The 12,824-nt window shown below is 67.9% G+C and carries 12 protein-coding genes; 11 read left to right on the plus strand and 1 reads right to left on the minus strand.

The genetic code is table 11. The features are described from left to right. Positions 1-52: 52 nt before the first annotated feature. Complete coding sequence (locus IE260_RS27140) at positions 53-1,513, minus strand: aldehyde dehydrogenase family protein (protein WP_189876351.1); 1,461 nt, start codon at positions 1,511-1,513, stop codon at positions 53-55. A gap of 320 nt (positions 1,514-1,833) precedes the next feature. Between IE260_RS27140 and IE260_RS27145 the strand changes: the two genes are divergently transcribed. The 11 genes from IE260_RS27145 to IE260_RS27195 all read left to right on the plus strand — a co-directional run bounded on the left by IE260_RS27145 (position 1,834) and on the right by IE260_RS27195 (position 12,824). Next, positions 1,834-2,736, plus strand: coding sequence for a transporter substrate-binding domain-containing protein (locus IE260_RS27145; protein ID WP_189876353.1), 903 nt, complete (start codon positions 1,834-1,836; stop codon positions 2,734-2,736). 119 nt (positions 2,737-2,855) lie between these two features. Beyond that, positions 2,856-3,800, plus strand: a complete 945-nt coding sequence (locus IE260_RS27150) for an amino acid ABC transporter permease (RefSeq protein WP_189876355.1) — start codon at positions 2,856-2,858, stop codon at positions 3,798-3,800. After that, entirely contained in the window at positions 3,797-4,558 is a 762-nt protein-coding gene (locus IE260_RS27155) for an amino acid ABC transporter ATP-binding protein (RefSeq protein ID WP_308434698.1), read from the plus strand. Before IE260_RS27150 ends, IE260_RS27155 begins: the two co-directional genes overlap by 4 nt. 93 nt (positions 4,559-4,651) lie before the next feature. Next, positions 4,652-5,437, plus strand: coding sequence for an alpha/beta fold hydrolase (locus IE260_RS27160; protein WP_189876357.1), 786 nt, complete (start codon positions 4,652-4,654; stop codon positions 5,435-5,437). 73 nt (positions 5,438-5,510) lie between these two features. Then, positions 5,511-5,930, plus strand: coding sequence for a cupin domain-containing protein (locus tag IE260_RS27165; RefSeq protein WP_189876359.1), 420 nt, complete (start codon positions 5,511-5,513; stop codon positions 5,928-5,930). Positions 5,931-5,990: 60 nt separating this feature from the next. Further along, positions 5,991-7,253, plus strand: a complete 1,263-nt coding sequence (locus tag IE260_RS27170) for an LLM class flavin-dependent oxidoreductase (protein WP_189876361.1) — start codon at positions 5,991-5,993, stop codon at positions 7,251-7,253. Positions 7,254-7,673: 420 nt separating this feature from the next. Continuing rightward, positions 7,674-8,846, plus strand: coding sequence for an LLM class flavin-dependent oxidoreductase (locus IE260_RS27175; RefSeq protein ID WP_189876363.1), 1,173 nt, complete (start codon positions 7,674-7,676; stop codon positions 8,844-8,846). A gap of 22 nt (positions 8,847-8,868) precedes the next feature. Continuing rightward, the gene (locus IE260_RS27180; protein ID WP_189876365.1) at positions 8,869-9,267 is read left to right on the plus strand and encodes a RidA family protein; all 399 of its coding nucleotides are present in this window, start codon (positions 8,869-8,871) and stop codon (positions 9,265-9,267) included. A 1-nt stretch (position 9,268) separates the two neighbouring features. Then, positions 9,269-10,117 (plus strand): amidohydrolase family protein, encoded by an 849-nt coding sequence (locus IE260_RS27185; protein WP_189876366.1) that lies wholly within the window; start codon positions 9,269-9,271, stop codon positions 10,115-10,117. Positions 10,118-10,169: 52 nt separating this feature from the next. Then, on the plus strand, positions 10,170-11,252 hold the full coding sequence (locus IE260_RS27190; protein WP_189876368.1) for an LLM class flavin-dependent oxidoreductase: 1,083 nt from the start codon (positions 10,170-10,172) through the stop codon (positions 11,250-11,252). An 81-nt stretch (positions 11,253-11,333) separates the two neighbouring features. Continuing rightward, the gene (locus IE260_RS27195; protein WP_189876370.1) at positions 11,334-12,824 is read left to right on the plus strand and encodes an aldehyde dehydrogenase family protein; all 1,491 of its coding nucleotides are present in this window, start codon (positions 11,334-11,336) and stop codon (positions 12,822-12,824) included.

The following is a 12,824-nucleotide window of genomic DNA, read 5'->3' on the forward strand; positions in this document are numbered from 1 at the left end:
GGTGCTCCAGGCAGATGGCGTTCGGGTGCCGCGCGTGCCGCGACCGGCGCGGTCAGCCCAGGTTGACCGAGACGAGCTTCAGCTCCGTGAAGACGTCCTCCATCGGATAGCGTCCGAGGATCTTGCCGGTTCCGCTCAGCTTCCCGGCCCTGCCGCCGAACGGAAGATGGGTCTCCGTGTCGCCCGGTGCGGCATTGACGTTGACCAGGCCGGACGGTGCCTTCTCTGCGAAGCGGAGGCCGCGCGCGACGTCCCTGGTGTAGACGGCCGCGCACAGCCCGTACGGCGACTTGTGCATGAGCTCCAGTGCTTCCGCCTCGGAGGAGATGCGCTGCAGCGGCGCGATGGGACCGAAGGTCTCCTCGACGGCGACCGCCATCGACTCGGTGACGTCCGTGAGTACCGTCGGCTCCCAGTACAGGTCGGTCGGGAAGCCCTTCGCGCGGCCGCCACCGGTCAGCACCACCGCGCCCTCGTCCAGGGCAGTGCCGACGTGTCTGTCCAGCTTCTCGGCCAGAGGTACGTTGTTCACCGGCCCCATGGTGGTGGCATCGTCGAAGGGCAGGCCCAGGGTGACCTCGCGCTGAACGGCCTCGATGAGGCGGTGGGCGAACTCGTCGTAGAGCGCGCCGTGCACCAGGAAGCGGCCGGAGGCGGTGCAGGACTGACCGGCCGCCCCGTAGGTCGAGCGCAGTGCGTCAGGGAGGACGACGTCCAGGTCGGCGTCGTCCAGCAGGACCACCGGACCGTTGCCGCCGAGTTCGATCAGCTGAGCCTTGCCGCTCGCGCGGGCGGCGATGCGCCGGCCCGTGGCGACCGACCCGGTGAAGGCGACCACCTGGACATCGGGGTGCGCGGTCATCGCGTCGCCGACGACCGGGCCATGACCGGTGACCAGGTTGAAGACACCCGGGGGGAAGCCGGCCGCCTCGAAGCAGCGCGCCCACTCGTACTCGATCAGGGTCGTGGAAGGCGCCGGGAGCGCCACCACCGTGTTGCCGGTGACCAGGGCGGGTGCGATCTGCGCCGAAGCCGTGCCCAGCGGGAAGTTCCACGGCTGGATGGCGGCGACGACGCCCCGCGGGACTCGGTACACGAAGGCACGCTTGCGAGGATTCGCCAACTGGGGCATCGTGCCGTCGAGGTACTTCGCGAGCTCGATCGCCACGCGGATGTTCGAGACGGTCTCGTCGATTTCGGGAAGAGCCTCCACCCGGTACGGCTTGCCCTGTTCCAGGGCGAGCAGACGGGCCAGCTCTTCCCGTCGGTTCTCGATCTCCCCGATCAGTCGCTCCAGGAAGCGGCAGCGGTCGAAGACGGTGAGGGCCGACCACGACGTGAAGGCGTGCCGCGCCGCGGTGACGGCTCGATCGACGTCGTCCGGGAGGCCGAGGGCGAAGCTGCCCACCACCTGCCCGGTCGCCGGGCTGACGGTGCTCTGCCGCTCCTGGCCGGCCGATTCCACGAATCGGCCGCCGATGAACGGCCCGGCTTCGACCGGCGTATGTTGCACGGTTCTCATCAACGTGACACCCCTCTGGCAGCCAACACTGGTCGTGGGAACGGGTGGACGGCGCACACACAGGCCGGCTCAGCGGGACGGCGGCACAAGCCCTGTCGCGGCGGGTGGTCCCTGCGGGCACTCAGTTCCAACCGGTCGGAATGCTAAGAAGGGCTCTATTGCGTGTCAATGCTGCTCACTCCACAGCCACTCGGCGCTTCCCGGCCCTTGACGTGGATCAGAGTCGTCCTGATACTCCAAATTACCGACCGACCAGTTCGTCTGTAAGAGCCGGTCGATCATCCGAACCATTCAGGCCAGGTGGAGGAATCGTGACCCGCAAGCATGCAGGACGCCTCACCGTTGCCATGGTCGCGGTCCTGGCCCTCGCGGCCTCGGGTTGCTCGGTCAAGACGGCCGGCTCGACCGGCGCGGGAAGTGACTCGAAGAGCGGCGCGTCGAACGCCCGGCTGCCGGCGGACATCAGGAGCAAGGGTGCGATCGACGTAGGGGTCTTCGTGCCCTACGCGCCCATCACCTACATGGAGAACGGGAAAGTCGTCGGCACCGACCCCACCCTGATCAGGGCCGTGGGAGACAAGCTCGGGATCGAAGTCCGGTTCCACACCCTGGCGTTCGAGTCGATGATCCCGTCGATCGTCAATGGGCGCAACGACGTCCTGATCGGCAGTTTCCAGGACACCGCGGAGCGCCGGAAGCAGGTGGACTTCCTCGACATCTCGCGCAGCGGTATGCGTGCCGTGGTTCTCAAGGGCAATCCGAAGAACGTCGACCCCGACAACGCCTGTGGTCTCACGGGCGGCGAGGAGGCCGGCAGTTACCAGCTCACGGTCGCCAAGTACCTGGCGGAGCAGTGCGAGAAGCAGGGCAGACCCAGGCTGAAAGTGCTCACGTTCACCGACCCCGGGCAGGCGTTCCTGTCTCTGGAGAACGGTCGTACCGACCTCACCCTCCAGGCACCGGCGGTCGCGAAGTACACGGTCCAGCAGAACGAGAAGCTGGAGGTGCTGGAGCCTCTCGTGTCCGTGCCGGGCGACAGCTACGAGGGCTGGATCCTGCCCAAGGGGGATGAGGCATTGCGCACGGCCTTCGTGCACGCGATCCAGGAGTTGATCGAGGAAGGCCGCTGGCAGGAGCTGATGAAGGAAACAGGCATCGGCGACGCGGCGCTCATTCCTCCTCTGGTCAACACCGAGCCGGCCGACATCGGCTGATCCCAGGTCATGAACGAGCTGATCGAGGACGGGAAGTGGCAGGAGATCATGGGACGGTCGGACGTCCGAGAGGCAGTGCTCACCCCGCCGAGCGCCGACGCGAGGGCGGTGGAGCTGCGATGACGGCGAGTGAGGCTCCGACGAACGGGGTCGAGTCGCGCAAGAGGCAGGAGGACTCGGCGGACCTTCCGGTCGTTCAGAGGCGGTATCCGTGGCGGTGGGCGTGCGCCGGGGGAGTCGTTCTGGCGCTCGCCTGGATGGCCTGGATCCTGGCCACGACGGAGACGATGGAGTGGAACGTCGTCGGGGAGTACCTGTTCAGTTCCGAGGTCCTTGCCGGCGTCAAGGGCACCATCGTCATGACGGTGCTGAGCATGGCGCTCGGCATGGTGCTGGGAACCCTGATAGCAGTGATGCGGCTCTCGCCGAATCCGGTCCTGACGAGTGTGGCGTCGCTGTACCAGTGGTTCTTCCGCGGAACGCCGACGCTCGTCCAGCTCATCTTCTGGTTCAACCTGTCGTCGATCTTCCCCGGATTCGAAGTCGGTGTCGGCGCCCTGGGGTTCGACGTGGACACCAACCGGGTGATGACGCCGTTCCTCGCCGCCCTCCTCGGGCTGGGCCTGAACTTCGCCGCGTACTACTCGGAGATCGTGCGGGCGGGCATCCTGTCGGTTGACGAAGGCCAGTCGGACGCGGCGACGGCCTATGGTCTGAGCCGGTTCCGTACACTGCGCCACATCGTTCTGCCGCAGGCGATGAGGGTCATCATTCCGCCGACCGGCAACGAGCTGATCGGCATGCTGAAGTTCACCTCACTGGCGAGCGTGGTCTCCTACTCGGAGCTGCTGCGCAGCGCGAGCGACGTGTACAACCGGACCTACCAGGTCATTCCCCTGCTCGTCGTGGCCGCGATCTGGTACCTGTTCATGACCACCCTCCTCAGCACCGGCCAGTACTTCCTCGAGAAGCGCTTCGCACGCGGTGCCCAGCGGACCACGACATCGACTTTGGCCGAGCGGATCCTCACGGACGTTCGGGGAAGGTGGGCGAAGCGCCGATGACACCCATGATTTCCGCCCGGTCCGTGCGCAAGCACTACGGGAACACCCGAGTACTGGAGGACATCACGCTCGACGTGGCAGCCGGCGAGGTGTGCTGCCTGATCGGTCCGTCCGGTGCCGGGAAGAGCACGTTCCTGCGGTGCGTCAACCACCTGGAGCGGATCAACGGAGGCCGGCTCCTGGTCGACGGGAAACCGGTCGGGTACTCCGAACGCGGGGGAAGGCTGCATGAGATGCGCGGCCGTGAGCTGAGCCGCCAGCGATCCTCGATCGGCATGGTGTTCCAGCACTTCAACCTCTACTCGCACATGACCGCGGAACAGAACGTGAGTTTCGCCCCGGTGACCGTGCACAAGCGGTCCCGCTCAGCCGCGCGGGAGCGCAGCCGGGAACTCCTCGGACGCGTCGGGCTGGCGGACAAGGCCGACAAGTACCCTCGCCAGCTCTCGGGCGGTGAACAGCAGCGGGTGGCGATCGCCCGGGCACTGGCCATCGATCCGAGCGTCATTCTCTTCGACGAGCCGACGAGCGCCCTCGACCCCGAACTCGTGGGTGAAGTCCTCGAAGTCATCCGTGGCGTGGCCGATCAGGGACTGACGATGCTGATCGTCACCCACGAGATCGAGTTCGCCCGGGAGGTCGCCGACCGGGTGGTCTTCATGGACGGCGGCGTCATCGTCGAGCAGGGACCGCCCGCCGAGGTTCTGGAGAACCCGCGGGAAGAACGCACCCGCACCTTTCTGCGCCGGGTGCTCTAGCCCCAGCAGGACGCGCCGGCACCGGCGAACGCCCCGGATACGGACGTACGACAACCGCACGGCGATCCGCCCATCCACGAACAAGGGAGACGCATGCAACTCAGGACAACCGAGTGGGGCGACCCGTCGGGACCCCCGCTGGTCTGTGTGCACGGCGTCGGAGGCCACCACGGCAACTTCCGGCACGTCGCGGAGGACCGCTGGGGCAGGCACTTCCGGGTCGTCGCCTTCGACCTGCGAGGCCACGGCGACTCCGGCTGGGAGCCGCCGTGGACCCACGCCACCTACGTCGACGACATCATCGAGACGATCGACGCCCTCGACCTGGAGCAGCCGGACTGGGTGGGCGTGTCCTTCGGCGGCAGGCTCATGCTCGAGCTGATCGCCCGGTTCCCCGAGAGGGTGCGCAGGGCGGCCGTGCTCGAACCGGTGATCCGGATAACCCCGGAGCTGGCGATGCACCGCGCGGAGCAGGAACGGCTGGGCGGCGTGTGGGACTCGGTCGAGGCGTTCGTCGCGGGCCGCGAGAACACGGGGGACATCGACACCGAGCGCTACCTCGCGGACCTGGAAGGGCACTTCGAGACCTGCGAGGACGGCCGGGTGCGGCGCCGCACGTGCCAGAGCGCCATCGTGTCGATCTTCAGTGAGTTCGCCCGGCCGGCTCCTCCTCCGGAGACGATCACCGTGCCGACGATGATGCTCTACGCGCCGGCCTTCGCGCTGGTGACCCCCGAGCAGCGCAAGGCGTACGAGCCGCACCTCGCCCAGGTGGTGGAGGTGCCGGGGCTGCACGCGGTGCTGACCTCGGCCTACGACAAGACCGCCGGCGCGGTCGAGGAGTTCTTGCTGGCGCCCGACCTCGGGCAGGGCGACTGAGCCGGCGAGGCCGTCGGGTGACCGGGCCGCCGGGTACGGGCGGAGTCATGCACGCGTGGAGAGGGAGGACGGGATGACCGAACGACACCCGCTCGTGGTGCGGGCCACGGAGGACGGCTACGTCGACACGACGCACTGGGTTCCCGACGGACCGGTGGAGCTGGACCGCAGGGACGAGACGCTGACGCAGACGCTCCTCAGCCGTGCGACGGTCGGTGCCACCGACATGCTCTTCGCTGTCGCCCGGGTGCTGCCCGGCATGCACCACATCCGGCACCACCATCCGTACGGCAGCGAGATCTACTACGTCATCAAGGGATCGTGCACGGTGTTCCTCGGTGACGAGGAGATCACCGTGGGCCCGGGGGCAGCCGTCTACATTCCGCCGAACTGCGTGCACGGCGCCCGCAACGACACCGACGAGGTGTGCGAGATGGCCGTGGTGTGCAGCAAGCCGGAGTACGCCTCCCTCGGGCTGGTCTACGACGAGTGACCAGGGTCTTCCCGGCGAAAAATACAACCGACCGGTCGGTCGACGATGTGGAGGAATGTCATGAACAGCCGTCCAGCCGGCAGGCGCAGGGGTGTGAGGGCCGAGGTCCTGCGGGGTCCGTTCGACCCCGGTGGTCAGCCACTGGTCACACGAGAGAACCACCTCCACCTCTCCTTGTTCGCGTGGAACGTGCGCAACGGGCTGTCGGCGAGCAAGGCCGTGCTGAGCAACCCGCAGAGGCACCAGGACTTCTGGCAGTGGCCGACCGCGTCGAAGCTGCTCAAGGAGACCGAGCGCGCAGGGTTCGACAGCCAGCTGCAGTACGGCATGTGGAGCGGCTACGGTGGCGCCACCGGCTGGAACGAGGCCCAACTCGACTTCGCCACCGCCGCGACCGGCTCCGCCGCCGTGACCGAGCGCCTGGGCATCTACACGACCATCCATGTCGGGTACGAGTTCCATCCGGTACTCATAGGCAAGATGACGGCGAGTATCGACCACATATCGGCCGGTCGGCTCGGCGTCAACATCGTCGCCGGGTCGAACGCGGCCGACTACGCACAGTTCGGCCTCGACGGCCCGCCGTCGCAGGAGGTGCGCTACGCGATCGCCGACGAGTTCACGACGGCGCTGAAGTACCTGTGGACATCGGACGAACCCGTTGACTTCGAGGGCGAGTACTTCACCATGTACGGCGCCCAGGTCAACCCGCGCGCCACGAGCCGGCCCCGGCCCCTGCTGATCGCGGCGGCGGGTTCGGACATCGGGCTGGACTACGCGACGCGGCAGTGCGACGCCCTCTTCATCACGTCCCAGGACAACGACGTCGAGGGCTATGCCAAACGGGCGAAGAAGATCCACGACATGGCGGCCGAGCACGGCAGGCGGGCGCGGGTCTGTGCCATGTGCTACGTGGTGATGGAGCAGTCGGACGCCGAGGCCGCCGACACCGTGGAGTGGATGAAGAGCCAGATCGACGACGACGCCCTGCAGACCTGGCTGGTGCGCGCCGGGCACGTTCTCAACAGCGAGCGCCAGCAGCTCGACAGCGACCAGGTGGGCACCTCGCGTACGGAGGAGGCGAAACAGGACCCCTACCTCGGCATCGGCCAGAAGTTCTACGAGAGCCTCGGTCTGGGCATGGGCGCCTACCGGCTCTTCGGGTCGTACGAGACGGTCGCCAACCAGCTGATCGACCTCTACGAGGCCGGCGTGGAACAGGTCGCGCTGTGCTTCTTCGATCCGCTGAAGGGCGTGCAGGAGATGCGCGAGCACGTGATCCCGCTGCTCCGTGCGCGCGGCTACCACCAGAACCCGGTCTAGAGGGGTCTAGAGGGCTCTCCCTCCAGCACGCAGATCCTCTGTCACTGCCATGCCGCCGTGCCCGCCGACACCGAGGCGGGCACGGCGGCACACGCACGTCGGGCCGCGTCCGTCACCCGCGGGCGCCCCGACCACCGCCCCTGCGCGTCGCCCCCCGCCGGCGACGCGCTTTCGCATGTCATCGACACCACGCGGCGGGTCTCCACTGCTCGGCGCGGTGACCGCGTAGCCGCGGAGGATACGTAGTGGATACGTAGTTCCACGGATCGCTCCCGCCGCCCACCCACATGGATGCTGGCGTGAGCGTCGTCACGTCGAGGAGTGCCGAGGCGGCCCACTCGGCGTACCACCTGACATCCGGGACGCACGAAGCCTCCAGCCGAAGCCAGTGTGTCGAACACCAATCAACTTGAGGTGGACATGGAAATCGATCTGCTCTATGCGCTGACGAACCGGTCGGGCGAGATGACCTGGCACGAGGTCATGCAGCAGACGCGTCGGCACGTCGTGGCGGCGGACCGGCTGGGCTACGACCGGGTCTGGCTGGGCGAGCACCATTTCGACGCGGACGGCACCGACGCGAGCCCGAACCCGGTCATGCTGGCGACGGACCTGGCGGCCCGGACCGAGCGCATCCGGTTCGGCATGGCGGCGGTCTCCCTCACCCTGTGGCACCCGCTTCGCCTCGCCGAGGACCTCGCGGTGCTCGACCACTTCAGCGAGGGCCGCCTCGACGTGGCGTTCGGCCGGGGCATCCTTCCCATCGAGGTCATGAACCTCAACCCCGCGGCGAACCGCTGGAACGGCTCGGACAACAGCCGTGAGATCTTCGACGAGCACCTGGAGATCGTGCGCGGGATCTGGACGCAGGACCCCTTCAGCTGGAGCGGCAACCGCTACACCTTCCCCGAGCCGGGTACGAAGTTCATCCACTCACCGGGCGCGCGGATGCCGGAGGGCTGGGTCGGCGAGAACGACGAGCTCGTCGCCTTCGGCATGACGCCCAAGCCGTTCCAGCAGCCGACACCGCCACAGTTCGCGGTCACCGAGTCGATGGAGGGCTTCCTCTCCGCCGCACGGAAGAACCTCCGCCCGATCACCTGGTATCCCACCGGGGGCGTACTGCGGAACCTGTTCGAGTGCTACCGCGACGAGGTGCGCGCCACCACGGGCGTCACACCGCCGCTCGGGGAGGGCTGCGGTGTCCTGCGGCTGTGCCTGGTCGCCGAGACCGACGAGGAGGCGCGCCGGATCGCCGAGCCGGCCGTCGTCGAGTTCTTCGACTTCCTCTGCAAGGTGCGCGGCATCGGCGTGTGGCTCGACGCCGACGAGGATCCGGAGGACGAGCGCTTCCAGCGGATGGACCCCTGGGAGCTGCTCATGGAGCGCGACCACCTGATGATCGGCTCGCCGGAGAGCGTCACCGAGCGCATGTCCCGGATGACCGAGTCCCACGGCATCCAGAACTGGCTGCTGCAGATGGGTTTCCCCGGCATCGGAGCGGCGGACGTGGACCGTTCGATGGAGCTCTTCGCCCGCGAGGTCATGCCCCAGGTCCGCAAGCTCGACCGCTCGATCACCGCGACGCGCTGACCACGACCACCGAGGAGAGACAGTGACCGAGTACCTCAACCCCGGCAACCTGCCCTACCCGCGCTACGGCATGACCCCCGGCGTCGCGACGAAGGACCTCGTCTTCGCCGGCGGGATGGCGCTCGACCTCGACACGCTGCGCCGCAAGGAGGAGGCCGCCACCGTCGCCGACGAGACGAGGATCGCGCTGGAGGAGATCCGGGGCATCCTCGAAGCGGCCGGGTGCGGTCTGCGGGACATCGTCAAGACCACCTGCTACCTGAGCGACGACGCGTACCGCAAGGAGTTCTGGGAGGCCTACACGGAGGTGTTCGCTCCCGGCCCGTTCCCGGCGCGCAGCACGTTCGTGGTCGGCATCGCCGGCGACTGCCGGGTGGAGATCGACGCGATCGCGGTCCGGCCGGACTCGGGGCGTCGCTGACATGCCCGACCGGCCCTTCAGCGACTGGCACACACATGTCTACCGTCCCGAGCACCTGGGACCCGTCTGGACCGACCGCGGGACCGAACTCGTCGGACGCCCGGGTTTCGGCCGTGCCGACCTCCAGGAGCACACGCGTGCCATGGCCGCCGCGGGTGTCGAACGGTTCCTGATCGTCGGACTGCGGGTCGCGCGGATCGGCATGGACGTCCCCAACGACTATGTCGGCGAGTACCTCGATGCCCACCGCGACCGGGCCATCGCGGTCGGCAGCGTGGACCCCACCCAGCCGGGAGCGGCCGCGGAACTGAGACGGGCCGTCAGGACCCATGGCCTGCACGGCGTCAAACTCTCGCCTCCCTACCAAGGTTTCCACCCGCACTCGGACGAGGCGTACGAGGTGTACCGCACGGCGGCGGACCTCGGCATCTTCCTGATGTTCCATCAGGCGAGCGTCTTCGCTCCCCAGGGCATGAACGAGTACGCGAGCCCCACGATGCTGGACAGGGTCGCCCGGGAGTTCCGCGACACCAAGATCCTCCTCGCTCATTTCGGCAAGCCGTGGATGAACGAGGCCGTGGAACTCATGATGAAGAACCGCAACGTCTTCGCCGACGTCTCGACGCTGCCGGTCAAGACCTGGCAGCTGTACAACGGTCTGCGCCTCGCGATCGAGGGCCACGTCACCGACCGCCTGGTCTTCGGTTCCGACTTCCCCTCGTTCGACCCACGCGAGGCCGCCGACCAGTTCCTCGCCGTCTCCGACCTGGAGATGCCGCTGCCGATTCCGCGCGCCGTGGTCGAGGACATCCTCTACAACCGACCGTTCGAGCTCCTGCTCACCTCCTAGGCAGTCTTACCGCTCCGTCGGATCAGCGGTGACCACAGAGAGGAACACCTGAATGGAATTCGGGATCTTCATCCCCAGCGCGCGCAACGGCTACATCATCTCCGAGACGGCCCCGCAGTACTCGCCCACGTACGCCCACATGCGGGAGATCGTCCAGACCGGTGAGGAGAACGGCTTCTCGTTCGCCCTCTCGCTGTCATGCCTGCGCGGGCACGGGGGCACGACCCGCTTCTGGGACGACGCGCTGGAGTCCATGACGCAGATGGCGGCCCTCGCACGGGACACGACGTTCATGAAGCTCATCGGCTCGGTGAACGTCCTGGCCATCCATCCCGCGATCGCGGCGCGGATGGCGGTGACCGTCGACTCGGTGAGCGACGGCCGCTTCGCGCTGAACATCGTGCCGGGTGGCTGGCACCCCAAGGAACTCGAAGTGCTCAAGGTGTGGCCCGGCTACGAGTACAACTCCTACCGGTGGGAGTACTGCGGCGAGTACTGCCAGGTCCTGCGCGAGCTGTGGGAGACCGGCGTCTCGAACTTCAAGGGCAAGTACTTCCAGTACGACGACCTGCGGGTCGGTCCGCTTCCGCCGCGCCACATCGACCTCGTGTGCGCGGGGGCCTCGCAGCAGGCGATCGAGTTCACGACCCGCTACGCCGACTACTCGTTCCGGCTCGCCTGGGGCGGCCGGGAGGCCCTCCAGGACGTGGCCCAGCGATTCAAGGCGGAGGTCGGCAACGCCGGGCGCACCATCAAGCCGTACGTCGCCCTGGGGGTCGTCCTCGCCGACACCGACGAGGAGGCGGAAGCCAAGCTGCAGGACTACATCGACCACGCGGACCTCGGCGCCATGGAGTACATGCTCGGTCAGGCGGCCACCGACAGCGCGAAGGGGGGCACCTCGGAGATCCTCGCGAACGTCGACAAGAAGGGTTTCGTGCAGATGTCGACCGATTTCATCACGGGTTCGCCGCAGACGGTCGCCGCGGAGCTCGACAGGTGGGCGGCGATCGACGGAGTCGCCGGCTACATGCTCGTCCTCACCGACTACGTCGAGGACATCAAGCGGCTGGGCCGCGAAGTGTTCCCGCTCATGAAGAACTTCACCCCGCCCAAGGCCCTCACCCAGGCCTGACACCAGGTGGGGCGGCAGCGTGCCCGCCGCCCCACCTTCGCGCCGGAGCCCGTCACGACCTCACGAACAGGACGGAACGACATGACCACAACCCTCATCCCCGACGGCCTGCGCACCCGGGTGCGGAAGGCCGAACGCATGCTGATCGGCGACGACTGGGTCGAAGCGGCCGGCGGTGAGACCCTCGACGTGGAGGACCCCTCGACCGGCGAGGTCATCGCCAAGGTCGCCGCGGGCGGCGCGGAGGACGTCGACCGTGCCGTCCGGGCGGCCCGTGCCGCGCTGACCGGTCCGTGGTGGCACATCACTCCGCAGGAACGCGGCCGGCTCCTGTGGCGGCTGGCCGAACTCGTGGAACAGCACGCGCAGGAGCTCGCCGAGCTGGAGTCACTCGACGTGGGCATGCCCATCAACGAGGCACGTTTCGTCGACGTCCCGTTCTCGGTCGACATCCTGCGCTACTACGCGGGCTGGCCCACGAAGATCACCGGAGACACCATCCCGGTGTCCTTCCCGAGGAACGTCGGCGGGCCCTACCACGCGTACACCGTCCGGGAGCCGGTCGGCGTCGTCGGCGCGATCGTCCCGTGGAACCTCCCGCTGATGATGGCGGTCAAGAAGCTCGCGCCGGCACTCGCCACGGGCAACACCGTGGTCGTGAAGCCCGCCGAACAGACCCCGCTGTCGATTGCGCGCCTCGGTGAGCTCGTTCTGGAGGCGGGTATTCCCGAGGGCGTCTTCAACTATGTCAGCGGCTACGGTGACGCGGCAGGCGCCGCCCTCGTCGAGCACCCGGGCGTCAACAAGATCACCTTCACCGGCTCGGTCGCCACCGGCAAGGCCATCGCCCGGGCAGCCACCGGAACCCTGAAGCGGGTCTCGCTCGAACTCGGCGGGAAGTCGCCCAACGTGATCTTCGCCGACGCAGACGTGGAAGCAGCGATCGCTTCGGCCGGCACGGCGATCTTCGCCTGCCAGGGCGAGAGCTGCGTCGCGGGCTCCCGCCTCTACGCGCACCGCAGCGTCTACGACGACGTGGTGGCGGGTCTGGCGGACCGGGCTCGCGGCATCCGGCTGGGACGCGGCCTGGACCCATCGACCGAGATGGGCCCGATGATCTCGGCCGAGCACCGGAAGAAGGTGCTCGGCTATGTCGAACTGGGACGCCACGAGGGCGCCGAGGTGGTGGCAGGCGGTGAATCCTGGGGCGAGCGGGGCCACTTCGTCCAGCCGACCGTCATGACCAACGTTCGGCCGGACTCCCGCGTCGCGCGCGAGGAGATCTTCGGCCCGGTGCTGTCGGTGTTTCCCTTCGACACCGAGGAGGAGGTGCTGCGGCTCGCCAACGACAGCACGTTCGGCCTGGGCGCCGGCGTCTGGACCAGCGACGTGCGCCGGGCACACCGGTTCGCGGCCGCAGTGGAGTCGGGCCAGGTCTGGGTGAACTGCTACCAGGCCGTCGACGCCGCACTGCCGTTCGGCGGGTACAAGCACTCCGGGTGGGGTCGCGAGACCTGCAAGGAGAACCTGGACGAGTACCTGGAACTGAAGACCGTCGTGGTCGCGCTCTGA

This window comes from Streptomyces viridiviolaceus, from assembly GCF_014650995.1.
Taxonomy (GTDB): Bacteria; Actinomycetota; Actinomycetes; order Streptomycetales; family Streptomycetaceae; genus Streptomyces; species Streptomyces viridiviolaceus.

Coding starts and splice junctions, on each gene's coding strand:
- IE260_RS27150 (WP_189876355.1), top strand. CDS start 2,856: ATGACGGCGAGTGAGGCTCCGACGAACGGGGTCGAGTCGCGCAAGAGG.
- IE260_RS27155 (WP_308434698.1), top strand. CDS start 3,797: ATGACACCCATGATTTCCGCCCGGTCCGTGCGCAAGCACTACGGGAAC.
- IE260_RS27160 (WP_189876357.1), top strand. CDS start 4,652: ATGCAACTCAGGACAACCGAGTGGGGCGACCCGTCGGGACCCCCGCTG.
- IE260_RS27165 (WP_189876359.1), top strand. CDS start 5,511: ATGACCGAACGACACCCGCTCGTGGTGCGGGCCACGGAGGACGGCTAC.
- IE260_RS27170 (WP_189876361.1), top strand. CDS start 5,991: ATGAACAGCCGTCCAGCCGGCAGGCGCAGGGGTGTGAGGGCCGAGGTC.
- IE260_RS27175 (WP_189876363.1), top strand. CDS start 7,674: ATGGAAATCGATCTGCTCTATGCGCTGACGAACCGGTCGGGCGAGATG.
- IE260_RS27185 (WP_189876366.1), top strand. CDS start 9,269: ATGCCCGACCGGCCCTTCAGCGACTGGCACACACATGTCTACCGTCCC.
- IE260_RS27190 (WP_189876368.1), top strand. CDS start 10,170: ATGGAATTCGGGATCTTCATCCCCAGCGCGCGCAACGGCTACATCATC.
- IE260_RS27195 (WP_189876370.1), top strand. CDS start 11,334: ATGACCACAACCCTCATCCCCGACGGCCTGCGCACCCGGGTGCGGAAG.